The 23,806-nt window shown below is 56.9% G+C and carries 21 protein-coding genes and 1 pseudogene; 12 read left to right on the forward strand and 10 right to left on the reverse strand.

Features of this window, described 5'->3' with window-relative positions:
- Window positions 1-285: 285 nt before the first annotated feature.
- The 3 genes and pseudogenes from K9857_RS07445 to K9857_RS07455 all read right to left on the reverse strand — a co-directional run.
- Window positions 286-372 (reverse strand): annotated as a pseudogene (locus K9857_RS07445) (hypothetical protein); the annotation flags it as partial.
- 716 nt (window positions 373-1,088) lie between these two features.
- Window positions 1,089-1,301 carry a hypothetical protein gene (locus K9857_RS07450; protein ID WP_224534283.1) on the reverse strand — a complete coding sequence of 71 codons (213 nt, stop codon included), beginning with the start codon at window positions 1,299-1,301 and terminating at the stop codon, window positions 1,089-1,091.
- A 181-nt stretch (window positions 1,302-1,482) separates the two neighbouring features.
- Complete coding sequence (locus K9857_RS07455) at window positions 1,483-1,938, reverse strand: GNAT family N-acetyltransferase (protein ID WP_224534285.1); 456 nt, start codon at window positions 1,936-1,938, stop codon at window positions 1,483-1,485.
- Window positions 1,939-2,373: 435 nt separating this feature from the next.
- On the opposite strand from K9857_RS07455, the gene K9857_RS07460 reads away from it, so the two are divergent.
- Window positions 2,374-3,465 (forward strand): DUF4113 domain-containing protein, encoded by a 1,092-nt coding sequence (locus K9857_RS07460; RefSeq protein WP_224534288.1) that lies wholly within the window; start codon window positions 2,374-2,376, stop codon window positions 3,463-3,465.
- A gap of 77 nt (window positions 3,466-3,542) precedes the next feature.
- Here K9857_RS07460 and K9857_RS07465 read toward each other — a convergent pair whose 3' ends face one another.
- The 4 genes from K9857_RS07465 to xylA all read right to left on the reverse strand — a co-directional run bounded on the left by K9857_RS07465 (window position 3,543) and on the right by xylA (window position 8,862).
- Complete coding sequence (locus K9857_RS07465; RefSeq protein WP_224534290.1) at window positions 3,543-4,679, reverse strand: sugar ABC transporter permease; 1,137 nt, start codon at window positions 4,677-4,679, stop codon at window positions 3,543-3,545.
- Window positions 4,680-6,236, reverse strand: coding sequence for a D-xylose ABC transporter ATP-binding protein (gene xylG / locus K9857_RS07470; RefSeq protein ID WP_224534292.1), 1,557 nt, complete (start codon window positions 6,234-6,236; stop codon window positions 4,680-4,682). It lies immediately after the preceding gene.
- A gap of 166 nt (window positions 6,237-6,402) precedes the next feature.
- Window positions 6,403-7,404 (reverse strand): D-xylose ABC transporter substrate-binding protein, encoded by a 1,002-nt coding sequence (gene xylF / locus K9857_RS07475; RefSeq protein ID WP_224534300.1) that lies wholly within the window; start codon window positions 7,402-7,404, stop codon window positions 6,403-6,405.
- A gap of 141 nt (window positions 7,405-7,545) precedes the next feature.
- Window positions 7,546-8,862, reverse strand: a complete 1,317-nt coding sequence (gene xylA / locus K9857_RS07480) for a xylose isomerase (RefSeq protein WP_224534302.1) — start codon at window positions 8,860-8,862, stop codon at window positions 7,546-7,548.
- 173 nt (window positions 8,863-9,035) lie between these two features.
- Here xylA and K9857_RS07485 point away from each other — a divergent pair, with 173 nt between their 5' ends.
- Complete coding sequence (locus tag K9857_RS07485) at window positions 9,036-10,211, forward strand: XylR family transcriptional regulator (protein WP_224534304.1); 1,176 nt, start codon at window positions 9,036-9,038, stop codon at window positions 10,209-10,211.
- A gap of 280 nt (window positions 10,212-10,491) precedes the next feature.
- Here K9857_RS07485 and K9857_RS07490 read toward each other — a convergent pair whose 3' ends face one another.
- Window positions 10,492-10,776, reverse strand: coding sequence for a hypothetical protein (locus K9857_RS07490; RefSeq protein WP_224534306.1), 285 nt, complete (start codon window positions 10,774-10,776; stop codon window positions 10,492-10,494).
- Window positions 10,777-10,952: 176 nt separating this feature from the next.
- On the reverse strand, window positions 10,953-11,888 hold the full coding sequence (locus K9857_RS07495; RefSeq protein WP_224534308.1) for an AraC family transcriptional regulator: 936 nt from the start codon (window positions 11,886-11,888) through the stop codon (window positions 10,953-10,955).
- 650 nt (window positions 11,889-12,538) lie between these two features.
- Between K9857_RS07495 and K9857_RS07500 the strand changes: the two genes are divergently transcribed.
- The 10 genes from K9857_RS07500 (at window position 12,539) to K9857_RS07545 (ending at window position 22,773) form a co-directional block, all read left to right on the forward strand.
- Complete coding sequence (locus K9857_RS07500; RefSeq protein WP_224534366.1) at window positions 12,539-13,756, forward strand: OprD family porin; 1,218 nt, start codon at window positions 12,539-12,541, stop codon at window positions 13,754-13,756.
- Window positions 13,757-14,053: 297 nt separating this feature from the next.
- Complete coding sequence (locus tag K9857_RS07505; protein WP_224534310.1) at window positions 14,054-14,956, forward strand: LysR substrate-binding domain-containing protein; 903 nt, start codon at window positions 14,054-14,056, stop codon at window positions 14,954-14,956.
- Window positions 14,957-15,102: 146 nt separating this feature from the next.
- Window positions 15,103-15,423, forward strand: coding sequence for a c-type cytochrome (locus K9857_RS07510; protein WP_224534312.1), 321 nt, complete (start codon window positions 15,103-15,105; stop codon window positions 15,421-15,423).
- Between the two features lie 85 nt (window positions 15,424-15,508).
- The gene (locus tag K9857_RS07515; RefSeq protein ID WP_224534314.1) at window positions 15,509-15,994 is read left to right on the forward strand and encodes a (2Fe-2S)-binding protein; all 486 of its coding nucleotides are present in this window, start codon (window positions 15,509-15,511) and stop codon (window positions 15,992-15,994) included.
- The gene (locus tag K9857_RS07520) at window positions 15,991-18,180 is read left to right on the forward strand and encodes a xanthine dehydrogenase family protein molybdopterin-binding subunit (protein WP_224534316.1); all 2,190 of its coding nucleotides are present in this window, start codon (window positions 15,991-15,993) and stop codon (window positions 18,178-18,180) included. The genes K9857_RS07515 and K9857_RS07520 overlap by 4 nt, the downstream gene beginning before the upstream one ends.
- Before the next feature lie 238 nt (window positions 18,181-18,418).
- Window positions 18,419-18,769, forward strand: a complete 351-nt coding sequence (locus K9857_RS07525) for a Zn-ribbon domain-containing OB-fold protein (protein WP_224534318.1) — start codon at window positions 18,419-18,421, stop codon at window positions 18,767-18,769.
- Window positions 18,766-19,911, forward strand: coding sequence for a thiolase family protein (locus tag K9857_RS07530; protein ID WP_224534320.1), 1,146 nt, complete (start codon window positions 18,766-18,768; stop codon window positions 19,909-19,911). The genes K9857_RS07525 and K9857_RS07530 overlap by 4 nt, the downstream gene beginning before the upstream one ends.
- A 1-nt stretch (window position 19,912) precedes the next feature.
- Complete coding sequence (locus K9857_RS07535) at window positions 19,913-20,677, forward strand: SDR family NAD(P)-dependent oxidoreductase (protein ID WP_224534322.1); 765 nt, start codon at window positions 19,913-19,915, stop codon at window positions 20,675-20,677.
- Between the two features lie 10 nt (window positions 20,678-20,687).
- Window positions 20,688-21,494 (forward strand): enoyl-CoA hydratase/isomerase family protein, encoded by an 807-nt coding sequence (locus tag K9857_RS07540; RefSeq protein ID WP_224534330.1) that lies wholly within the window; start codon window positions 20,688-20,690, stop codon window positions 21,492-21,494.
- A gap of 61 nt (window positions 21,495-21,555) precedes the next feature.
- A complete protein-coding gene (locus K9857_RS07545) occupies window positions 21,556-22,773 on the forward strand; it encodes a CaiB/BaiF CoA transferase family protein (RefSeq protein ID WP_224534333.1) in 1,218 nt (405 codons plus the stop codon).
- Window positions 22,774-22,807: 34 nt separating this feature from the next.
- Here the strand turns inward: K9857_RS07545 and gcvA are convergent, their stop codons facing one another.
- Window positions 22,808-23,716 (reverse strand): transcriptional regulator GcvA, encoded by a 909-nt coding sequence (gcvA, locus tag K9857_RS07550; protein WP_224534334.1) that lies wholly within the window; start codon window positions 23,714-23,716, stop codon window positions 22,808-22,810.
- Between the last annotated feature and the right edge of the window lie 90 nt (window positions 23,717-23,806).

Raw genomic sequence — 23,806 nt, forward strand, 5'->3', positions numbered from 1 at the left:
GGCTTTGCAGGGTCGGCTTACCGATCTTTCAGAGCCAGGGGAAATGAATTTGGTATCGAGGCACTCCTGAATGCCCCAGACACCACCTTCACGGCCCAGGCCACTCATTTTCTGCCCACCAAACGGTGATACGGTGCTTGAGATGTCGACGGCTCGCCGTGGTTGATACCGACAATGCCGTAGTCCAACTCTCCGATACGCTGGCATCAACATTCCACCGTTGCGGGCAGAGGCGCGGCTGTAGGAGCACCAGCTCTACTTGCTGGCCAGCCACTACGAGTGCGCCGGATTAGTATCGCTGACGAAGTCGTCGAGGCTTTCGGGAAGTACGGTGCCTTGGCCTCGGTGTTCACCTTGGATAAAGCGCATCATGGGCGATCCCTACGATGAAATCCTCAGAAATCATATCAAGGGTTCGCAGAAGTATTTTTACACACTCTCGGCCGGTTTCTGCCTGTCGTGAGCGGCACAAATCGGCCAAAAGTGGACGGTGGACACGGTGATGGCAAATAAGTAACTTCATCAGTGAGCAGCAGCCCTTGCCATCACACATAGTACGGTCTTCTTTAAGCATTGTCGCATTTGCCGTAGACACTACTGCGCCGTGCAAGGACTTACGGAGTGACAAAGAAGCCCTAAAACACTACATCGCGATAAGAAGCGCAAACCACTCAACCACTGTTGAATATCCAAGGAAGTTTCCAATGCGTTTGTTGACATTACTATCTGCATTCTTGTTCGCTGGACTGCCCCCAATCGCCCTTGCTGCTGGCCCTGAGCATCCAAAAGAATCAATTATCTTCGACCAAGTAGTGATCGATGAGATTTCCAACGCACTATCAGGGAAAACTCGCACTGACTTTGACAAGTTGACCTTGAGTGCACTTAGAGAGAGCACGCCAAATATCTCGCCTTTAGCTCCAACCTATCGAGTCTCATACAGTCCAGCTATAGCGGTTTATGCATCAGTGGTTACTTCCAATGCTCAGAATGTGTTGTATCGGGAGACATCTATCACAAAGCTTTCAGACAAAGAAACTGGGCGAAAATATTCGGTCACATGGGCTATGGCTAGGTGCGAAGCTCGATCAATCACTCCCCTCTATGCCTTTCATGTCGATCAAGCTGGAAACATTGTCCGCACTTTTCTTCTCGCCCGGCTCGGTGATCTCGCAGCCACGGACGACGCGCTTGTTGCGGATTCGCTCGATGTTGTTTGCGGCAAAAGCAACGAGGCAGCGGTTGTCTCTGAGCCTCTCGTAGACGCTAACGGTCTCTTCGGAGAGTGAACGTTCCAGCATTCGATGACATCCGTTCTGCCTGCGCCGACCAGACCGGCACCGAATGTTACGGCTGATCGTCTGGATTTCTCAATTTCTGGGCGATAGCAGTTCTTGGATAACGTCAGCTTTGGGTAGACCCCCATCCTTCGTGGCAGGCAGAAGTCGACCCAAAGCAGCCATCTAAATACAGACAGTAAAACTACTGAGCCAATGTCTTCGACATGATGATCGTACGCTCGGACTCGTGAAATACGTCTCGAACTTTTTTAAAGCCAAGCGAAGCATAAAAACCTTCAGCAGTGATAGAAGAGGGGATGCGCAGCTCGTTGATTCTTCCGGATATGGCGATTGATTGAATTCTTGTCATCAGCTGACGTCCGATGCCCCTCCCTTGATAGACAGGGTCGACAAACACACTTCGCACAACGTCCTGTTCAAGACTGGCCGTTGCAACGACATGACTTCCGAGTGTTGCTACTAACACCTGACGTTGCATCAACAAACGAAGGATCGCCTGTGGAGAAAAGCTTTGCTCCACTTGATTGATAACTTCGGGTGAATAGTCCTGAGCATTGGACTCTCGCAGGGTATCAATGATGACCCGACTGATAGCTGGGGCATCCGCATTCAATGCATTCCGAATTAGGTAATCCATTCAAACTGTTCCTTCCATGCGGTTACTCGAGCGTAGTGAGATGCAGCCTTCTCCGCTAGTATGAAGGGCTGCTTCTGGCCGACTCTGTTGAAAAAGTCGGCCATGGTTTCCTCGACAGAAAAGTACGCGCGTGAGATTGAAATCTTTCCTTTGAGCAGAGTAGTCGGGGCTCAAATTTCGCGTAGCGACGTGCAAAAAAAGCCTTTTCAGCCGTCATCATAGGGCCAATCTGGAAAAACCGAATTTTTCAACAGAATCGGCCGCTCTCTGTCGTTCATGGCTACTGAGCGTGGTGGACATTCTGATGGAATCGGCGGTCCGAACGAACGCAAATTGCTGGTCAGGTCGAAGGTGAGAGAGTGGTCAGGTGGAGTGCAATTTCGCACATTTGGGTCACGCAGGCAGTGTTTGGCACATGAAACGAGCTTTTTTGGCATGGACTTACGTGGGCTATCTACGTGCAAAACGCGTGTGTTCTATGGACATCCGAAACCAACTCTAAAACCGCATGATCATTACGCTCCAGCCTATGTCCATGGGTTGACACCTTTCCTTTACATCGACGAGGCGTTCGCCGATCTCACGGGAGTCCCTGGCGACCTGACCGTTTTCGGTCGCAAATTGCGGGCAACGATCTACAAGCGCACTGGCATTCCCGTCGGTGTCGGTATTGCCGGAACCAAAACCCTGGCCAAGCTTGCGAACCACACCGCCAAGCGCCTGCTCGATAAAACGGGCGGGGTGGTCGATCTCTGCGATCCATTCAAGCGCGACTGGACGCTGCGCAACACGGATGTGGGAGAGGTGTGGGGCGTCGGCAAGCGGATGAAAGCGCATTTGCAGGGCATGGGCATCAACACGGCCATGGATCTGGCGCAAGCCGATGCCTGGACGCTGCGCAGAAAATTCAGCGTGGTGATCGAAAAGACCGCGCGTGAACTGGCCGGCGTAGCGTGCCTTGAACTCGACGAGCCCGATCCGCCCAAGCAGGAGATTTGCTGCAGCCGAATGTTCGGCACACGTCTCACTGAAATCGCACCGATCAAGGAAGCGGTGGCCACCTACATGATGCGTGCCACGGAGAAACTGCGGGCACAGCAATCACTGTGCAAAAAGATTCGCGTGAGCATACGCACGGGCATGTTCAATCCGGAGGAAGCGAAATACGCCAACGGCGTGCTGGTTGAGCTGCCATACCCGACCGATGACGTACGGCTCATGACAAAGGCTTCCATGGAAGCGGTAAACCGGGTTTTCCGCCCGGGCTTCAAGTACAGCAAGGCTGAGGTGCTGCTGGTCAACCTGTGCCAGAAAGGTGAATACACCGATGACCTGTTCTCGATTTCGCAACCGGTTGCGACGGAGAAAGTCATGGGCGTTCTGGATTCAATCAATGAGCGCTGGGGCAGAGGGACGATGCGTCTGGCGAGTGTGCCGGGCGATCCCGACTGGGGAATGCGCCGGGAGATGATGAGCCAGAGCTTCACGACTCGGGTAGATCAACTTTGGAGGGTTTACAGCCGTTGAAATTCGATATGGACAGAAAGCCCGGTGTTTATCGCTCCGGGCTCCCTTTTGTTCCTGCAGATAGGCCGCGCCGCTGCTCAACGTCGCCCGGTACGCGTACTCACATCCACCCACACCGCCAGCACCAGAATGCTGCCCTTGACGATCATCTGCCAATAGCTGTCGACATCGAGCATGGACATGCCGTTGTCCAGGCTGGTGATGACCAGCGCGCCGAGAAGGGCGCCGTAGACGGTGCCGGAACCGCCGCGCATGGAGGTGCCGCCGATGAAACAGGCGGCAATGGCGTCGAGTTCGCCCATGCTGCCGGCCGAAGGCGAACCGGCGGCCAGGCGCGCGGTATTGACGACGCCGGCGAGGGCGCACATCACGCCCATGATCCCGAAGATCCACAGTTTCACGGCCTGCACGTTGATACCGGACAGGCGCGTGGCTTCCATGTTGCTGCCCACGGCGTAGATGCGTCGACCGAAGACGGTCTGACTGGCAACGTAGCTGAACACGCCCAGCAGAATCAGCAGTAGCAGAACCGGCACGGGAATGCCGTCATAGCTGTTGAGCGTTTGGACGAAGCCGGCCAGCACGGCGCCGATCAACAACACACGTATCACGTCACGTGCCAGGGAATGCGCCGCCAGACCATGAAGAGCGCGATTGCGCCGTTGTTTCCAGGTCAGGAACACCGTCAGCGCGAACAACACGACGCCCAGGCCGGCGCCGATGGAGTGGGGCAAATAACCCTGACCGATGTACACCAGCGGCGGCGATACCGGAGCGATGGTCGTGCCACCGGTGATCCCCAGCAAAATGCCGCGGAAAGCCAGCATGCCACCCAGGCCGACGATGAAGGAGGGTATGCGCAGATATGCCGCCATGTAGCCGTTGGCCAGGCCGATCAACAGCCCGCATAGGACAACCAGGCTCAGGTTCGCCAGCAGTGGAACGTGGTAGATCACATCGAGAATGGCCGCCAACCCGCCGAGCAGACCCAGCAATGAGCCGACCGACAAATCGATCTCGCCGCTGATGATCACCAGCACCATGCCACAGGCGAGGATGCCGGTGATGGACATCTGGCGCAGCAGATTGGAAAGGTTGCGCGGGGTCAGAAACCCGCCTTCGGTCTGCCAGCTGAAAAACAGCCAGATCAACACCACGGCAAACACCAGCGCGAGCATCTTGTAGCGGGTGAACAGTTGTTTAACCTGATTCATTTACGCGGATTTCCGATCATTATTGTTATGGCTGCCAGGCTGGCTGAGGGCGGCGGCGAGCACCTGCTCCTGCGTGAGTTCATGGTTGACGAAATCGCCCTGCAACTTGCCTTCGCCGATCACCAGCACGCGGTCGGAGACGCCGAGCACCTCGGCCAGCTCCGACGACACCATGATGATCGACACGCCTGAAGCGGCCAGCGCGCCCATCAACTTGTAGATTTCGTACTTGGCGCCGACATCCACACCCCGGGTGGGCTCATCGAGTATCAGTACCCGGGGTTGAGCCAGCAGCATCTTCGCCAAAACGGCTTTCTGTTGATTGCCGCCCGACAGGCTGGTGATCGGCAGGAAAGGGCTGGCGGTCTTGAGGTGCAGCCGCGAGATTTCCCGATCGATGCTACCCAGCTCGGCTTCGGCGTCGATGCGGGTCAGTTTCGAATAGCTGTCCAGCACGGCCAAGGTGATGTTCTGGCCGACCCCCAGGTCCGGAATGATGCCTTGGCGCTTGCGGTCTTCTGGCACCAGGCAGACACCTGCACGAATGGCTTTGAGGGGCGTGCGGGTGTCGATGCGTTGCCCCTCCAGCCAGACTTCGCCCTCGTGGCGACCGGGGTAGGCGCCGAACAGCGCGGTCACCAGTTCCGTGCGGCCTGCGCCGACCAGCCCGGCGATGCCGAGGATCTCGCCACGCTTAAGGACGAACGAAACGTTGTCGACGCGTTTGCGCCTGGGATTATCGACGTCGTAACAGGTGATGTGACGGGCCTCGAAGATCACTTCGCCAATGTCGTGGGGCTGCGTCGGGTAGAGGTTGCTCATTTCCCGGCCGACCATCTGGGTGATGATCTGTGCAATGTCCATGTCGGCCATGGCCGTGGTAGCGATGTGTTTGCCGTCACGGATCACTGAAATGGTGTCGCATACCGCGGCCACTTCATCGAGCTTGTGGGAGATGTAGACACAGGCAACGCCCTTGGCCTTGAGGTCGCGGATGATGTCCAGCAACACCTCGATTTCCGAACGGCTCAAGGCCGAGGATGGCTCATCGAGGATCAGCAGGCGCGCTTTCTTGTTCAGGGCCTTGGCGATTTCCACCAATTGCTGATAACCGCCGCCGTACTGCGAAACCGGCAGCGATACGTTCATGTCGGGGACTTTCAGTTCGCGCATCAGAGCTTCGGCGCGGTGGATCATCGCCGGGTAATTCATCCGTCCGCCGGGCAGGGTCAGTTCATGGCCCATGAAGATGTTTTCGGCCACCGACAAGTCCGGAACCAGCGCGAGCTCCTGGTGAATGATGACGATGCCGGCGGCTTCCGTTTCGCTGATCGATTGTGCCGTGAGCGGTTGTCCGTCCCAGAGGATTTCACCGTCCCAGGTGCCATGCGGGTAGACCGCCGAGAGGACTTTCATCAGCGTGGACTTGCCGGCGCCGTTCTCGCCGCACAGTCCCACGCATTCACCTGGTTTGACCTTGAGATCGATGCCGTTGAGTGCTTTGACACCGCCGAAGGTTTTGACGATTGCGTTCATTTGCAGCAGATAGTCGGGCATGGAGAGGCTCGCAAAACAGGAACTCAGACATCATGAAACCGGTGTGGGAGCGAGCCTGCTCGCGAAGGCGGTGGTTCAGCTTGCATCGCTTTTGAATGTGCTGACGCTTTCGCGAGCAGGCTCGCTCCCACAAGGTTTTGCGCATGACCAGAAAGTGATGCCTTGATCACTTACCGGCAATTTGCGCCTTGGTGTAGAAGCCGTCCTGTTCGAGCAGGTCGATGTTGTCCTTAGTCAACGCCGTGGGCGTGAGCAGGATGGTGTCGACTTTTTTGCTGCCGTTGTCGTACTGCGAGCTGTAGGCGGGTTTTTCGTTGCGCGCCAGTTGCACCGAGAGCTTGGCGGCCTCGGAGGCAATGAGTTTCAGCGGCTTGTAGACGGTCATGGTCTGGGTACCGGCGATCACTCGCTTGATTGCGGCGAGGTCGGCGTCCTGACCCGAAATCGGCACCTTGCCGGCCAGTTGCTGAGCGGCCAGTGCCTGGATCGCGCCGCCGGCGGTTGCGTCGTTGGAGGCGACGATGCCGTCGATTTTGTTGTCGTTGCGGGTCAGGGCGTTTTCAACAATGCTCAGCGCTTCGGTCGGGTTCCATTCCTTGACCCATTGTTGGCCGACGATTTTGATATCGCCCTTGTCGATGGCCGGCTGCAGCACTTTCATCTGGCCTTCGCGCAGGATCTTCGCGTTGTTGTCGGTGGGTGCACCGCCCAGCAAAAAGTAATTGCCCTTGGGCGCTGCTTGCATCACGCCGCCGGCCTGCATCTCGCCGACTTTTTCGTTGTCGAAGGAAATGTAGGCGTCGACGTCTGCGTTGAGGATCAGCCGATCATAGGACACGACCTTGATCCCGGCTTTCTTCGCTTCGGCCACCGCGTTGGTCAGAACCGTGGCGTTGAACGGCACGATGACGATGACATCGACGCCCCGGGAAATGAGGTTTTCGATCTGCGAAATCTGTTTCTGTTCGTTGGCATCCGCCGATTGCACGAACACCTTGGCATCCATTTTTTCCGCCGCCGCGACAAAGTAATCACGGTCGCGTGACCAGCGTTCCAGGCGCAGGTCATCGATGGAAAAGCCGATTTTCGGGTGGGCGGCGTCAGCCATCACCGGCAATGACAGCAGGGCCAGGGCAGAGGCCAGTAGCGTACGTTTCAGGTTCTTCATTGTGGGGCGTCCTTTTATTGTTGTTTGAAGAAACGGCCTGACGATGAGTATCGGGCTGGGTAAAACTGTAGAGAAACCGCAGGCGCCGCAAGCACTGTTTTGTCGTAGAAATGTCACAGCGCTCGCAGGCTGCGTGGGTCATCAGCGATAGATGAACCGGTTGACGATGTTCTCGAGCATTTCCTGCCGGCCGCTGACGGCCTGCGGGTTCAGTTCGTTGACGAAGGCGTGCTCGGCCAGTGACTCAAGGGTGAATTCACCCGACAGCATCGCCAGGCCTAACGGCTGCTGCCACCCGGCGTAACGTTGATCCTTGAGCTTCTGCAACGGGTCGTTCTGCAGCATGGCGGCTGCGCGTTCCAGGGACTGGGCGAGCACGTCCATGGCACCGACGTGGCCATGGAACAGGTCGATCTGATCCAGGCTCTGGCGGCGAACTTTGGAGTCGAAGTTGAATCCGCCATTGCTGAACCCGCCGGCCTTGAGAATTTCATAGATGGCCAGGGTCATTTCTTCGACGCTGTTGGGGAATTGATCGGTGTCCCAGCCGTTTTGCGGGTCACCGCGGTTGGCGTCGATGCTGCCGAAAATGCCCAGCGAGGCTGCCGTCGCGATCTCATGATGAAAACTGTGGCCGGCGAGGGTGGCGTGGTTGGCCTCGATGTTGACCTTGATTTCGTGTTCCAGCCCGAATTGCTGGAGAAAACCGAACACAGTGGCGCTGTCGTAATCGTACTGGTGCTTGGTCGGCTCCTGCGGTTTGGGTTCGATCAGCAGATCGCCCGTGAAACCGATCTTGTGCTTGTGTTCGACCACCATGCGCATGAAGCGGCCCAGTTGCTCGCGTTCGCGCTTCAAGTCCGTGTTGAGCAAGGTTTCGTAGCCTTCGCGACCGCCCCACAACACGTAGTTGGAGCCTTTGAGGCGATGGGTCGCGTTCATGGCGCTGAACACCTGGGCTGCGGCGCAGGCGAACACTTCGGGATCCGGGTTGCTCGCGGCACCCGCCGCAAATCGCGGATTGCTGAAGCAGTTGGCGGTGCCCCACAGCAGCTTGAGGCCGCTTTGTTCCTGATGTCGCTCCAGGTGATCAACCATCTGCGCGAAGTTATTGCGATATTCCTTCAGCGAGTTGCCTTCGGGGGCGACGTCCGTGTCGTGAAAGCAGTAGTAATCGATACCCAGTTTGGAGAAGAACTCGAACGCGGCTGCCGCCTTGCCGATGGCGAGTTCCATCGGGTCGCCGGCGTGATGCCACGGGCGCTTGAACGTACCGGCACCGAACACATCGGAACCTGGCCAGACGAAGGTGTGCCAGTAGCAGGCGGCCATGCGCAGATGTTCGCGCATCGGTTTGCCGAGGATGATTTTGTCGGCATCGTAATGACGGAAGGCAAGGGGAGAATCGCTGTTCGGACCTTCGTAGCGGATCGGATCGACTTCGGGAAAGTACTGCATTGACCATGTCCTTGTTGTTCTTGGCGGTGTCCCGATACTAGCAACGGCTCCCTGCCTGCTGATTATGAAAAACACCAACACAGAGTGCGATTTTGCGTATTGAGCTTCGCCGCCCACGGGCCTAGTCTGTGCACATCGCCTCTGTGGAAGAGGCCCCGAACCTGCGTAAAACAATGAAAACAGTACCGCCTGTTCACCGCATTGCCTTGTTGTTCAACGGCAGCAAGATCTACGACCGCGGCATCATCAGCGGCATCGGCAACTACCTGAGCAGCACGCGCGCGTCCTGGGATTTGTTCCTGGAGGAGGACTTTCTGTGTCGCTTGAAAGGCATCGAGCGCTGGCAGGGTGACGGGATCATTGCCGACTTCGATGATCCGTTGATTGGCGAGGCGCTGGCCGACATCAAGTTGCCGGTGGTAGCGGTAGGCGGGTCATATGAGGAGAAGGGGGCCTATCCGAAAACGATTCCCTACGTCGCTACCGATAACAACGCACTGATTACCCTTGCTTACAGGCACCTGATCGAAGCGGGGTTGCAGCGTTTTGCCTGCTTCAGCCTGCCTGAAGCACAGGCCAATCGTTGGGCCCAAGAGCGGGAGAAAGCCTTTCGCAGACTGATGCAGCGCGACGGCCTGCACGCCGAAATCTATCGCGGCATGGGTACCAGCGCGCCGCTCTGGGACAGCGCCGTCGAACAGTTGATCGCCTGGTTGCAAAGCTTGCCCAAGCCCATCGGAATCATCGCGGTCAGTGACGCCCGCGCTCGACAGTTGCTGCAAGCCTGCCTGACCGCCGGCATTGCCGTACCGGAACAGGTGGCACTGATTGGCATCGACAACGACCCGCTGACCCGCAGCCTGACCCGCGTACCCTTGAGTTCGGTCATCCAGGGCACTGAAACCATGGGCCGAACCGCCGCCCAATTACTCCACCAGATGCTCCACGGCATGCCGTCCACCGGCACGCAAATCCTGATTCCGCCTGACGCCGTCAACGTGCAGGTGTCCAGCTTGCACCAGCCATTGGGCAACCCCCATGTCATGCAGGCGCTGCTGTTCATCCGCCAATACGCCTGCCAGGGCATCAAGACGGCGCAGGTCGCGGCCTATGTCGGCATATCGCGCTCGTCACTGGAATCGCATTTCCGCACCGAGCGCGGCTGCAGCGTGCACGACGAGATCCTGCGCTTCAAACTGGCGGCGGCTACCAGTGGCCTGAAGAATAGCGATACGGCGATTGCCGACGTTGCGAGAGCGTGTGGGTTTAAATCTGCGCAGTATCTGCACACGGTGTTTCGGCGGGAGTTCGGGTGTACGCCTCGGGAGTATCAGCAAGGGGGGCGATAGGATTGGCAAAGCATGGTGAGGCTCGAAAGCGAGTCCCACGAGCCCCTGCGGTCGGGCTGACGCTTGAACTACATCAAGCCGATTGTCGACTCGCTCAAGGATGTGCTCTCCCACCCTGGCGCGTAAACGACCGAAGCAGGTGCAGGCGATTTCATGGACACCCGGGCGTTGGGCTTGCGATTTCCCTCCTTGAAAAAAGAAAAAGCCCTGCAAGGTTCAATTTTGCAGGGCTGATCTGTTCGATCTTAAGGCCCATTCGGGCGATGACCACCAAATGTATTCATGCCAGTCTGCGGCCAAGAGTACGATCGGAGCCATCGGCGGCGACTTGCATGCCCGGGGTGCGGTCGGAGCCATCGGCAGCGACCTGCATGCCCGGGGTGCGGTCGGAGCCATCGGCAGCGACTTGCATCCCTGGGGTGCGATCCGAGCCGTCTGCAGCAATGGTGTGCTGTTGTTCAGAAACCTGGGTAAAGAAGCGATCTTCCTGATTGCTCGGTACCGCGAATGCGGTAGCGCTCAGAGCAAAAGTGGCAACGGCGATCAGTTGGCTAACAGTTTTCATGGCGGTGACTCCGGTCGTAATCAAGGGTTTAGGGCCGGGTCGTTCAGATCATCGTCAATCTGCTTAACCCGTGCAGTTGTGTTTCTGCATGGGTTCAGATTAGGGCCGAGGCTTGCGCCGAAGTTAGTCGATTCCTGTTCTCGATTTGCTCAATTCTGTTTGCTTGCACACAACCGTTATCCAGCGTTTGCACGCAGGCGGGCCATGTCTTTGCTCGGCGAAGCGCCAAATAGACGGCTGTATTCTCGGCTGAATTGAGAAAGACTTTCATAGCCCTTCTTGTAGCCGATTGATGAAACGTCACTTTTTTCCGAGAGCAGTAGCCGTCGTGCCTCCTGCAAACGTAATTGCTTCTGGTACTGCAGTGGGCTCATGGCCGTTACAGACTTGAAGCGATGATGGAGGGCTGATGCGCTGAGGTTGATCAACTGGGCCAGGTTGTCGATGCTCAACGGCTCGGCGTAATGATTGTTCAGCCACTCGATCGCGCGGTTGACGCGATGAGCTTGGGAGTCCGGGATGGCGATTTCGTGCAAACGCTGCCCCTGTTGCCCCTTCAACAACCGATAAAAAATTTCCTGTATGGCGAAGGGGGCGAGGGCGGATATGTCATCCGGAGTTTCGAGTAGCCTCAGCAAGCGCAGTACGGCATCCAGCAAGGATATGTCGGTGCGCTCCAGGAACAACCCTCGTTCGCCGTCTCGCGCGACAGGCACTCCGATCGGGCTGGCATCGGCGATCAAGCGACAAATCTGCGCCGGATCAATGTCGAGACGCATGCATAGATAGGGGCGCTCCGGACTGGCTTCAATTACCTTGCCGACGATGGGGAGCGTCACTGAGACCACTAGATAATTGAGCGGGTCGTAGATGTAGGTTTCGTTGGCCAGGCGTACTTCTTTGCGGCCATCGATGACCACGCACAATGCGGGCTTGAGTATTTGATGCAAGTCTTCAGTCGGATGGTCGCTGCGGATCAGGTTTAAATTCTTGATCGCCGTGGGGTGAATACCAAAATCCGGGGCGAATTTTTTGATCAGGGTCGCCAGTTCGGTGCGTCGTAGGTCGATACCGTCCTGAGGCAGGACGTTAGCAGCGGTAGAGGAAGACATGCGGTCACTCTCCCAAGCCCAATGATTGGTTCGCAATAGTTAAGCTGATTGTGCGGCCACAGACCAGCGCGTCTGTGTCACACAATCTTGCAAAAAACAATTCGTCCCGGGAATGGAGTTACGTAGTGAGCAAACGTGCGGCTACCTGCGTTTGAACGTTCCCTGGGCCGTTGCGAGCAACTCCCCTTGGTCAGAGACCAATGTCCCCTGAACGAAATAGAGGCTACGGCCACTTAACCACGGCACAGGTGAAGGCAGGTGATCCACTGTTTTCGGCTTCTGCGAGGAACAGGCGCACATCCTAGGCAGAGCTGACTCTGGGCAACAAAGCACTTTTTCGACACACCGGCTTGAGAAAAAATCAAAGCGTATTCCGCTATACGCAAGGATTCTGGAGGCCCTCCCAATTTGATAAAAACTCAGGCGTGACGACCGTTTTAATCGATTGTCAGTGGCTTTGGACGATTTCTACGATCAGCTCCGCACACAGCGATCCGGTCAATGCACCGGGCACAACAAGAACAAGAGAGCACGTCATGAAATTGTCCCATCCGATCATCCCGGTCAACGCTTCGTCGTGGCCGGAATTCCCTGTATTCAACCGTATCCACCATTCAGTTCGGGTTTGGCCAGTGCTGATCTGCGGTGTTATGGCGGGTGTTTCGCAGAGCGCCAGTGCCGATTTTCTCAGCGACAGCAAGGCCAGTCTGGAAGCGCGCAATTATTATTTCAACCGCGATTTCAGGCAGTCCGGCGCGGCTCAAAACAAGGCGGAGGAGTGGGCTCAAGGCCTGTTATTGCGTTATGAGTCTGGCTACACCGAAGGGGTTATTGGAGTGGGGGTGGATGCCATCGGCCTGCTGGGCATCAAGCTGGACTCCAGCCCGGATCGTACGGGAACAGGTCTACTCAAATCCGATCGAGAGGCGCCGCATCGGGCAGAGGATGAATACGGTGAGGTGGGCGTGACAGGTAAGTTCAAAGTGTCAAAAAACACCCTGAAGGTTGGCACGTTGATGCCGAAGTTGCCGGTAGCGCTCTCCAACGACAGCCGCCTGCTGTCACAGACTTTTCGAGGTGGTTGGTTGAACAGCTCGCAGGTCAAGGATCTTTCTGTGGATCTGGGAAGACTCGATCGAATCAACCTGCGCAACTCGTCCGACAATGAGCCCATGGCGGTCTACAACGGCGTGTCTCGCAATATCCGATTGGGACGGCATTCAGACAGCGACAAGTTCGACTTTGGTGGCGCCACGTACAAATGGTTGCCGGATCTGAGTACCAGCTATTACTACGGTGGTCTGGAGGGTATCTACAAACAGCATTACCTGACTCTCAACCATGTGTGGAACGTCACGGCGGGGCAAACGTTAAAGTCCGATCTGCGCTGGGCGCGCAGTCTCGATGATGGAGGCAGTAACGTAGACAACCGCGCACTGCAGGCAATGTTTACTTACAGCCTGGGAGGACATGCATTCGGACTCGGTTATCAACGCATGGATGGTGATACGGGGTTCGCCAACATCAACGGTACCGACGCTTACCTGATTAACCTGGTGCAGATCAACGATTTCGGTAATCAAGAGGAAAGGTCATGGCAGGCCCGCTATGACTACAACTTCGCTGCGTTGGGTCTCCCGGGATTGACCTTCATGACGCGCTACATCTCTGGCGACGATGTTGTGGTGCGAGGAAGGAGCGGGGTAGGTCAAGAGTGGGAGCGTGACAGCGAGTTGGGTTATGTGATCCAGAGCGGCCCACTGAAAAATCTCGGTCTGCGCTGGAAGAACGCCACCATGCGCAGCAACTTCACCAACGACATCGACGAGAATCGTCTGATCCTGACTTACACGCTGGCGTTGTGGTGATCGCTAAATCATGTTGAGCGCTTATGGGCAGTCGGCAAAGAGTTCGTCTAATGAACTCTGGACGTTCTTGCTGCCCGCATAAATCGCGTTTTCATATCACCAGGAACTCGTGCGATGCCGCCTTCGGGCGGCTTTTGTGAGTCAGAGACTTCTTTTCGACATTGAAAAGATGGATTGATTAAAACGAAACCCAGTCGTCCGTTTTATTCGCTTGTCGAGCATTCACCGCAGACTGATCTTTGCATTTCAATCTTTTGGCTAATGCGGCAATTGTCAGCAGACATTCGGAGCGAGGCTATGCGCCAGGATCAACTGGATGGTCTGGTGACCTTTGTACAGGTAGCGAGACAGCGCAGTTTCACCTGGGCTTCACAGCAGTTGGGCGTTTCGCCTTCGGCTGTCAGTCAAGTGGTGAGAAGCCTGGAACGCAAACTTGGTGTGGTGTTGTTCAAACGTACAACGCGAAGTGTCAATCTGACGGAAGCGGGCGCGCAGTTTCTCAGGCAGATAGAGCCTCTCGTCGAGGAGTTGGCAAAAGCGGCACAACACATTTCCGAGAACGCGTCTGTCCCCTCTGGCGAGCTGCGTTTGATCGCGACAACATCAGCCTATTTGGCTGTACTGCGGCCAGCATTGAGCAGCTTCCTCAAGCTCTATCCCGCGATCGATGTGGATGTGGTCTTACGTGAGTCGAAAGTTGATTTGGTGCTGGAGGGTTTTGATGCAGGGCTGGGTTTGGCAGCGCAGGTAGAGCGCGATCTTGTGGCAGTCAGCGTTGGATCTGAACTGCGAATGGGGGCATTTGCGTCTCCGGATTATCTCGCTCGTCGCACCGCGCCAAATCATCCAAGTGATCTTTATCAACACGACTGCATTGGTTATCGGCTCGGCGATCGTGGAGCGCTGGAGCGCTGGTCATTTGAGAATGGCCAAGAGTCTCATCATATAAGGGTGAAGAGTCGATTGGTTTACAACAGTCCTATCGCGCTGATGCAAGCGGCTGTTGATGGTCTTGGAATCGCCTATATGCCGGATGGGCACTTGAGTGCCCTGCTTCAAAAGGGACAACTAACCCGCTTGCTAAGTGATTGGAGTCCGACTGTTTCACCCTACATGCTCTATTTCCCGGATCGTCGCAGCATTTCCAATCGTCTTCGATTGCTCATTGATCATTTGCGCCACGCCGCAGTAGAGGCGTGAACGGATCGTCGTTGAGTGATGCTGCTGCGGATCCTGTCCAAGCCGTCAGTTTTAACTTTTCCTTCAAAGCTCATGCATGAAATCGCGCTAATTCCATGGCATACCCTGACTAATCTTGGGGAAAAGAAATTATCTGAGACCGTCATATGCGCAAACTTCACTATGCAGTAGCGGTGTTGGGGTTGTTCACCCTGGAAGGGGTCAAAGCTGATCAGGCTGCAACGCTCCAGATTTTGCAGCGCAATGCTTGCACCGCATGTCACCAGGCCACGGTCAAAACGGTAGGGCCGTCATGGCAAGACGTCGCCAATCGCTACCGGGACGGTAGTAAAACGGCTGCTGAACTTGGCGAGAGTGTGAAGAAGGGCAGCACGGGTCAATGGGGGCCTGTGCCGATGCCACCCCAAGCGCAACTCAACGATGCGGATCTTGCGACAGTCACCCAGTGGATACTCTCCAGTCATTAGCCTGCCAAACGTGCATTCAATCGGCGGGAGGCTGAGTCCTTCTTCCCAGCATGTGACCAAAAACGTGTAAAGGCGAGGAGCAGACATGAGCCAGAGTCTCAATATCAATGGATCCATCTACGAGGTGGATGTCGAAGCGGACACGCCACTTTTATGGGTCTTGCGCGATGTCTTGGGAATGTACGGTACCAAGTTTGGCTGCGGTATGGCGCTCTGCGGAGCCTGTACGGTACTCATGGATGGAACGGCCATACGTTCGTGCTTGATGCCCATAAGCGCCTTGGCGACGGCGAAGATAACAACCATAGAGGGTGTGGGCGCGACCGATGTTGGCAAGCGTGTTCAAGAGGCGTGGCTGGCACATGAAGTGGTGCAGTGTGGTTACTGCCAGTCTGGACAAATCATGTCTGCCACGGCGCTACTGACGAGCAACGCGAAGCCCGACGATGCGGCCATCGATGGTGCAATGTCAGGCAACATCTGTCGCTGCGGCACCTACGTGAGGATACGGGAGGCAATCAAGATTGCTTCAGGTCAGGCGACGTCTTCCACTGCGGAGCAATCTTCATGAACACTCCCCATTGCGCTCCACCAAAAAGCTCATTGGAGGAGTCTGAAGGTATCAGCAGACGGAGTTTCATCAAGGCGGGCGCCGCTATTGGTGGTGGCTTGTTGATCAGTTTTGCACTGCCAATTTCGATGCGTGGGGCGCAGGCGCAAGAGAGCGGGTTCAACCCGAATGCCTATATTCGTATTGATCGCGATGGACGCATTTTCCTGACTATTCAGCCGGTGGAAATGGGGCAGGGGACTTACACGTCCATGCCGGCATTGATCGCTGAAGAGCTGGAGGTCGGCCTAGATCAGGTCGTCATTGAACACGCTCCTGCCGATGACAAACGTTATGCCAATCCCATGCTTGGCTTCCAGGTAACTGGTGGCTCGACATCAGTGCCAGGTAACTGGAAACCGCTTCGAGAAGCCGGTGCCGTCGCCCGAGTCCTGCTGATCAGCGCCGCAGCCCAGCAATGGAAAGTGCCTGCAAACAGCTGTACCGCCGATAAGGGCGTGGTGTTGCACGCCGAAAGCGGTCGTCGCTTGGGCTACGGCGAATTGGTTGACGCTGCGGCCAAACTGCCCTTGCCGGAAAACATCCCTTTGAAGGATCCGAGCCAATTCAAGTTGATTGGAACGTCGGCCAAACGCACGGATTCGCCTTCCAAGGTCAATGGCACTGCAGTCTTCGGAATAGATGTGCGTCCTGAAGGTTTGAAAGTGGCCGCTGTAATGCTGAGCCCTGTCGTTGGGGGAACATTGGAGTCTGTCGACCCGGCACCCGCCATGGCAGTCAAGGGTGTGCGGCAGGTATTACGTACTGACAACTCGGTTGCAGTGGTCGCCGACCATATGGGAGCTGCGCGCAAGGGGCTGGCGGCGCTACAAATCAAATGGAATGGCGGGGCCAACGCCACGGTCTCCAGCGAGTCGATGCTCAAAAACATCAGAGAGGCATCCCTTGGGCCGGGTCTTGAAGTGCGTAACGACGGTGACGTGACGGCGGCCATGGCTCAGGCCAGGAAGAAAGTCGAGGTGGTCTATCAAGTACCGTTTCTGGCCCACGCCTGCCTCGAACCCGTCAACTGTACGGTGCATGTGCGCAAGGACAGTTGTGATCTGTGGTTGGGCATCCAGGTGCCGGCACGCGCTAAAGCGGTTGCTGCAAAAATTACCGGACTTCCCGAAGATTCGATACAGGTGCATAACCATTTGATCGGCGGAGGTTTCGGCAGGCGTCTGGAGGTCGATTTCGTTGAAGATGCTGTGAAGCTCGCCCGTCAGGTCGATTATCCGTTGAAGGTGATTTGGTCACGGGAAGAAGACACTCGCCACAGTACCCTCAGACCGTTTCACTACAACCATCTCAGTGCCGCGCTGGATGACTCGGGCAAGCCTGTCGCTTGGACTCACAAAGTAACGGGTGGGTCGATCCTCGCCCGATGGGCACCGGCTGTATTCAAGAATGGAATAGACGGTGATGCGACTCGCGATGCATTCGGCCCCTACGCTTTTCCCAATGTGAACGTCCAATACGTTCGTCACGAACCGCCGACAGGCATCACTCCCGCGTTCTGGCGAGGGGTTGGGCATACTCAAAACGCGTTCATGGTTGAAGGTCTGCTTGATGAGCTCGCTCAACTGAACAACTCGAACCCGTTTGAGTATCGGTACCCTTTGCTGGAAAAACATCCCCGAGCCATCAAGGTACTGCAAATGCTCAGGGAAAAATCCGGTTGGGATACGCCACTGGCACCTGGGCATGGTCGCGGTCTGGCGCTGACTTCATGTTTTAGCACCTATGCAGCTCAAGTGGCGGAAGTCAGTGTCAGCGACAGTGGTGATGTGAAAGTGCACAAGGTGACCACGGTGGTTGATTGCGGTATTGCCATCAACCCGGACAGTGTCGTTGCGCAGGTACAAGGCGGAACAGTGTTCGGATTGAGCGCGGCGTTATTCGGCAATATAACGTTCAAGGATGGCAAGGTTGAGCAGGGAAACTTCGACACCTATCGGGTGTTGCGCATCAATGAGGTTCCACAAATCGACACATGGCGAGTGGATAGCAAAGAAGCGCCGGGTGGGCTTGGAGAGGTTTCGACGGTGACGATCGCTCCGGCCGTGGTCAATGCGATATTTGCCGCAACAGGAAAGCGACTCCGTACCCTGCCGATTGACCCGCAAGCGCTGCGTAAAGTCTGAGATCCAGAGAGAGTGACTGTCACCTGCGTGGTGGTGGTCACTCCACTACACGACTTCATTTCATCTTCGAGTCCCCTCCAGAAGCCGTACAGACAGGCGTTCGAAACCTCCTGAGTTTCTTTCTTTGATTTTTTCTCAAGGGAGAGGCTTTTTTATATCGTTTGTCCAGCTTGCATGGACTGTTGAACATGACCTCCATGGCGCCGCGATCGCGGCATCTGTTACTGGAGGTCGAACAATGAATACGTCCCTGTGGAGCAGCGAGGCCCCTGTGCGTCTGCTCGCATCCCAACATCGTGTATCGGGCGAGCTGGTCTTCCCGCCTGTTTCTGTCCATTCCCCACTGGCTGAGCAATACGACGCGGTCACCCTGGCCGATGAAGGTGCTCTGTACAGCTACACCATCATCCATCCGAGTCCGAAGAGCGGGTTGCAGCCGTTCGCCCTTGGCTATGTGGATTTGCCTGGCCCGGCTCGTTTGTTCGGCCGTGTGAATGGTCAACGGCGACCTGTGATTGGTGATGTCTGCCGGGTGTTGCCAGATGACACCTACGGCTATGTATTTGAACTGGTGGAGGATGGGCAATGACGAGCATGCACGTGATGGGCGGGGCGATGACCCGCTTCGGCAAGCACCCGGGTGTGAAGGCTCCGGAACTGGCGCAACAGGCGATCCTGGCGGCCGTGGCCGATGCCGGTGTTGAGCTCAAGGATATCCAGGCCATCTACTGTGCCAACGTCCTGGGCGGGATGATTCTTGGACAGGTCATCCTGCGTGACCTCGGTCTGGCGGGTATTCCGGTCTACAACATCGAAAACGCCTGCGCCAGTGGCGCCACTGCTGTTCACTTGGCTCGCCATGCCTTGTTGGCAGATCAGTACGACACTGTCCTGGTGTTCGGGATTGAGCAACTGACCCAACTGGGCGGTGGCACCATCCCGATGCAGCGCAATGATGAGAAAACCGACCTCTTCGCCCAGGCTGGCATGGTGCTGCCAGCGATCTACGCGATGCGCGGCACTCGTTTCCTGCACGAGCGCGATGCTCAGCCAGCCGATCTTGCGGCGATTGCCGTGAAGAACCGTTACCACGGCTCGCTGAACGAATTTGCCCAGCAGCAAACCACCGTGACCCTGGAAGAAGTGTTGGCTTCTCGCATGATTGCCGACCCTCTGACGCTGTTGCAGTGCTGCCCATCTCAAGTGGATGGCGCCGCAGCGCTGGTTCTGAGCAAACGTGCCGGCCCTCATGCCAAAGATGTGCGTGTTCTCGGCTCCACCGTAGTATCGGGCCTGGCTGAAGGAGCCCGCGATGACATTCTTGACGCAGAAATTACTGCACGTGCTGCGCGCCAAGCGTACGAACAGGCAGGGATCGATCCACGCGACATCGGTGTGGTTGAGTTGCACGACGCCTTTACCATCGCAGAGTTGATCTACTACGAAGCCCTTGGACTGGCTGCGCACGGCGAGGCGGTGTCCTTGCTGAAGTCCGGCGCTACCCAAATCGGTGGACGCGTGGCGGTCAACCCAAGCGGCGGCTTGCTCGCCAAAGGTCATCCATTGGGTGCCACGGGTGTGGCGCAAATGGTTGAGTTGATGTGGCAGTTGCAGGGCCGCGCCGGTAAGCGTCAATCCAACGCACCGCGCATCGGCGTCGCTCAGTGCACAGGCGGCGGCATCGCAGGTGTTGATCACGCGGCGTCGTCCGTTCACGTACTGGGGGTGTGACATGTCTGCACAACGTTTTCAAAGCGGTCAGGTTGCGGCGGTCACCGGCGCAGCGCGTGGTATCGGCTTGCGCATCGCACAACGTCTGGCAGAGGCCGGCGTCATCACCTATTTGCTGGATCGTGACGAGCTAGTGCTCAACGAGGCTGTTGAACGCCTGACCGCAGATGGTTTGCCCGTCCATGGTATTGCGCTGGATCTGACTGAAGCCTCGGCGGTTGAACGAGCTTTCGCCGAAATCGGCGAGGCTTATGGAGCCCTGGATTTTCTGGTGAACAACGCCGGTGTGGTGCGCGACAAACGCTTCCTGAAAATGACCGAGGAAGACTGGGATCTGGTGGTGAACACCAACCTGCGTGCGCAGTTTCTCTGCTGCAAGGCTGCATTGCCACTGATGCTGGAGCGTAACTTCGGGCGCATCGTCAACCTGTCGTCTCGCGCCTGGCTGGGTGGTTTTGGTCAGGCGAACTACTCGGCTGCCAAAGGTGGTGTGGTCAGTCTGACCCGCAGCCTGGCCATCGAGTTTGCCGCCAAAGGCATCACGGTCAACACGATTGCTCCCGGGATCGTTGACACCCCGCTGTTCCAGAGTTTCGAGGAAGCTGTTCAGGCGCGCCTGAAAGATACCGTGCCGGTCAAACGCATTGGCACGCCAGACGATATCGCTAATGCCGTGGAGTTTTTCCTCGACCCGGCGAGCAGCTACGTCACCGGACAAACCTTGTACGTCTGCGGTGGCCGAAGCCTGTCTTCGGCCAGCGTTTGAGGGAATTACCATGCCAGTAACGATGGAAATTCAAGGGGCGGTAGCGCGAATTACGCTCGATCGCCCCGAAGCCTTGAATGCGCTGAACCTGGATTCCCTGCGAGTGCTGCGTGCTTGTCTGGTGGAGGTGCGTGACCGGCGTGAAATTCGCACAGCCATTATCACCGGCGGCGGCAATCGGGCGTTTTGCGTCGGAGCCGACCTGAAAAGTACCCGGGAATCGTCGGCCTCCTATGCAGAATCGCTGTTTCTGGAAAACGAAGCGGCTGCCGACGCAGGGCTCTACATTCGCCTGATGGATCTGAGTGATCTTGATCTGCGTAAGCCGCTGATCGCTGCAGTCAATGGCCACTGCCTGGGCGGCGGCCTGGAGCTGGCCTTGCAGTGCAGTCTGCGCATCGCGTCGAGCAATGCCAGTTTCGGCTTGCCCGAAGCCGTAGTGGGTTCGATCCCGGCAGTTTCCGGCCTGCATCGGTTGCTGCGGGCGGTCCCTTCTGCTCATGCGATGCAGATGGCCCTGACCGGACAGCGCATTGATGCGCTGCACGCGTCGGTGATCGGCCTGGTGTCGGAAGTTGTCGATAGCCAGGAGCAACTGGTCGAGCGTTCTTTTGAGCTGGCTGAACGCATCGCCTGCGCTGCACCTTTGGCCATCCAGGCGTTGCAATCTCTGTCAACGCAAACCGCTCACCTGTCCGATCGTGATGCGCAGCGGCTGACCGAGTTGTACTGGGGCGTTCTGCGCGATACCGAGGACAGGCTTGAAGGGCGGGCGGCATTCTCCGAGAAGCGCTCACCGCAGTACCAGGGCCGCTAAGGCCTGGAGGCCATCATGACAATAAAAAATCCCGACACGTTCAAAGCGGGAGGACTACAGCATGTTGCGTGACGCATTGAAAGGCTTGACGGTGCTGGACTTCACCCAGATTGCTGCAGGCCCTACCTGCACCATGCTGCTCGCCGATATGGGGGCGCAGGTCATCAAGGTCGAGCCTCCGGAAGGCGAGTTGGGGCGCACCCTTGGCCCGGCCTGGGTCGGTGAAGACAGTGCGCTCTACCACGGCTTCAACCGTGGCAAACTGGGTGTTTGTCTCGACCTCAAGCATCCCGATAGCCTGGCTATCTTGATGCGCATGGTGGCCGAAGCTGACGTGCTCATTGAAAGCATGCGTCCCGGTGTCATGGCGCGCCTGGGGCTCGGGTATGAGGCGGTGGCTGAGGTTAACCCGAAGCTGATTTACTGCTCCATTTCCGCCTACGGACAGCAGGGCCCTTACGCTGAGCGGGCAGGTGTGGACGGTATCCTGCAGGCGGACTCAGGTTTGATGAGTCTGATTGGCTTGCCGGACTCGCCGCCGTGCAAGGTGCAGGCACCGGTAGTCGATGTGGTGACGGGCTACATGGCCAGCATGTCGATTCTGGCAAAGCTGCAGGCGCGTCATGTCGACGGCAAGGGCGGTCATCTGGACGTCAGTCTTATGAACAGCGCCTTGGCTTTGCAGCAGTCTTCCATCACCAGCTACCTGCAGGATGGGCAGTTGCCCAAGCCTATCGGCAGCGCGGCGCCGTACGCGGCGCCCAACGAAGCCTTCCGCACTGAGGATGGCTGGATCATGGTTGCGGCTTACAACGGCAATCGCTGGGAGCGTTTGTGCGCGGTGCTCGGGCATGGGGAGTGGGTGCAGGACCCGCGTTTCGACAGCTCGGGTAATCGGGTCAAGCACCGGGCGTTGATGCAGGCAATGCTCGATTCGGTTTTTGTCACGCGTCCTACGACGCACTGGCTGGAAGCCCTGCGCAAAGCCGACATCCTGTGTGCAAAGGTCGCCGACTACAGTGACCTGCTGGTGCATCCGCAACTGGCTGACAATGCATTGCTGGCGAGCATCGAACATCCACGACACGGCACGTTGCGTACGGTTGGTTTCCCGGTCAACAGCGCTGCCGCAGCGGCTGAGCCCTACAGGCCGGCACCCGATCTGGGTGAGCATTCGCGTAGTGTTTTGAGAGACTTTGCGTTCAGCGATGAAGAAATCGACCGGTACTTGCAGGGCGGCGCTGTCCGCGAATCCAGGGAGCCCAAAGCTCCTCGGTAGGTAAAAATCAATCCCGGCTCAGGCCGGGATTTTTTCATTCTGCTGTGCGGCTCAGTCGCGCCTGTTCCAGTATCCATTGGCGGAATATCGTCATGTCCTCTCGCTCGGGACGATGCTTGGGCGTCAGTAAATAGTACGTGTAGGCACCACGGTCAACGGTTTGCTCGAATGGGCGCACCAGCGTGCCTTCACGTAATTCCTTTCCCACCAGAAACAACTGAGCCATGGCAATCCCTTGCCCACCGATGGCGGCGGCATAGACCATGGATGAGCTCTGATAAATCATGCCTGCGCGCGAATCGACCTGACTGATGACGCCCGTTTCCTCAAGCCAATAGGCCCAATCGTCAGGGCGGGCTATGGAATGAAGCATGGTGTATTCGGCAACGTCGACAGGCGAATGCAAGCCGGGTTCAGTGTTCAACAAAGCAGGGCTGCACACCGGGGCCAGTAAGTTCTCGCTCAGTACATAACTGTTGCAATTAGGCCAGTCTCCTGCGCCAAGCCGAATCGCCGCATCCAGATCCTCTTTCTGAAAATCCACCGGATCCAGGGAAGCGGTGAGCAATACCTCAATCTTTGGATTTTCATGGTGAAAGCTTGCCAGGCGCGGGATCAGCCACTGCATGGCAAACGTGGTGTAAGCGCGAACCTTGATCTGCCGACGTTTAGTTGGACGCTTCAGTTGCCGTGTAGCGCTGCGCAGTTCTTCAATGATTCGTGCCACGGCATTGAAATATTGTTCACCGGCTGCCGTGAGGCTGACCTGTCGATGGCCTCGCGTGAAAAGGGGCTGCTCCATGTAGTCCTCCAGCGAGCGAATCTGCCTGGATACAGCACCTGGAGTGACATTCAGTTCCTCGGCGGCCAAGGTAATGCTCAAGTGACGCGCGACAGCTTCGAAGGCGCGAATGGCGTTGAGTGGAGGTAGTCTGTCCTTCATGGGGATCTTCTTGTACGACATAAATGGCCCTGGATGAGGATGACAAAAGCTCAAGTGAGCCGGATTGTCAAACGCCAACACCCCGCCGCG

This window comes from Pseudomonas sp. REP124 (assembly GCF_020164475.1).
Taxonomy (GTDB): domain Bacteria; phylum Pseudomonadota; class Gammaproteobacteria; order Pseudomonadales; family Pseudomonadaceae; genus Aquipseudomonas.

What these genes read in the sequence shown, in the direction of transcription:
- K9857_RS07450 (WP_224534283.1), bottom strand. Translation starts at nt 1,301, where the DNA reads ATGCTGGAACGTTCACTCTCCGAAGAGACCGTTAGCGTCTACGAGAGG.
- K9857_RS07455 (WP_224534285.1), bottom strand. Translation starts at nt 1,938, where the DNA reads ATGGATTACCTAATTCGGAATGCATTGAATGCGGATGCCCCAGCTATC.
- K9857_RS07460 (WP_224534288.1), top strand. Translation starts at nt 2,374, where the DNA reads ATGGACTTACGTGGGCTATCTACGTGCAAAACGCGTGTGTTCTATGGA.
- K9857_RS07465 (WP_224534290.1), bottom strand. Translation starts at nt 4,679, where the DNA reads ATGAATCAGGTTAAACAACTGTTCACCCGCTACAAGATGCTCGCGCTG.
- xylG (WP_224534292.1), bottom strand. Translation starts at nt 6,236, where the DNA reads ATGCCCGACTATCTGCTGCAAATGAACGCAATCGTCAAAACCTTCGGC.
- xylF (WP_224534300.1), bottom strand. Translation starts at nt 7,404, where the DNA reads ATGAAGAACCTGAAACGTACGCTACTGGCCTCTGCCCTGGCCCTGCTG.
- xylA (WP_224534302.1), bottom strand. Translation starts at nt 8,862, where the DNA reads ATGCAGTACTTTCCCGAAGTCGATCCGATCCGCTACGAAGGTCCGAAC.
- K9857_RS07485 (WP_224534304.1), top strand. Translation starts at nt 9,036, where the DNA reads ATGAAAACAGTACCGCCTGTTCACCGCATTGCCTTGTTGTTCAACGGC.
- K9857_RS07490 (WP_224534306.1), bottom strand. Translation starts at nt 10,776, where the DNA reads ATGAAAACTGTTAGCCAACTGATCGCCGTTGCCACTTTTGCTCTGAGC.
- K9857_RS07495 (WP_224534308.1), bottom strand. Translation starts at nt 11,888, where the DNA reads ATGTCTTCCTCTACCGCTGCTAACGTCCTGCCTCAGGACGGTATCGAC.
- K9857_RS07500 (WP_224534366.1), top strand. Translation starts at nt 12,539, where the DNA reads ATGGCGGGTGTTTCGCAGAGCGCCAGTGCCGATTTTCTCAGCGACAGC.
- K9857_RS07505 (WP_224534310.1), top strand. Translation starts at nt 14,054, where the DNA reads ATGCGCCAGGATCAACTGGATGGTCTGGTGACCTTTGTACAGGTAGCG.
- K9857_RS07510 (WP_224534312.1), top strand. Translation starts at nt 15,103, where the DNA reads ATGCGCAAACTTCACTATGCAGTAGCGGTGTTGGGGTTGTTCACCCTG.
- K9857_RS07515 (WP_224534314.1), top strand. Translation starts at nt 15,509, where the DNA reads ATGAGCCAGAGTCTCAATATCAATGGATCCATCTACGAGGTGGATGTC.
- K9857_RS07520 (WP_224534316.1), top strand. Translation starts at nt 15,991, where the DNA reads ATGAACACTCCCCATTGCGCTCCACCAAAAAGCTCATTGGAGGAGTCT.
- K9857_RS07525 (WP_224534318.1), top strand. Translation starts at nt 18,419, where the DNA reads ATGAATACGTCCCTGTGGAGCAGCGAGGCCCCTGTGCGTCTGCTCGCA.
- K9857_RS07530 (WP_224534320.1), top strand. Translation starts at nt 18,766, where the DNA reads ATGACGAGCATGCACGTGATGGGCGGGGCGATGACCCGCTTCGGCAAG.
- K9857_RS07535 (WP_224534322.1), top strand. Translation starts at nt 19,913, where the DNA reads ATGTCTGCACAACGTTTTCAAAGCGGTCAGGTTGCGGCGGTCACCGGC.
- K9857_RS07540 (WP_224534330.1), top strand. Translation starts at nt 20,688, where the DNA reads ATGCCAGTAACGATGGAAATTCAAGGGGCGGTAGCGCGAATTACGCTC.
- K9857_RS07545 (WP_224534333.1), top strand. Translation starts at nt 21,556, where the DNA reads ATGTTGCGTGACGCATTGAAAGGCTTGACGGTGCTGGACTTCACCCAG.
- gcvA (WP_224534334.1), bottom strand. Translation starts at nt 23,716, where the DNA reads ATGAAGGACAGACTACCTCCACTCAACGCCATTCGCGCCTTCGAAGCT.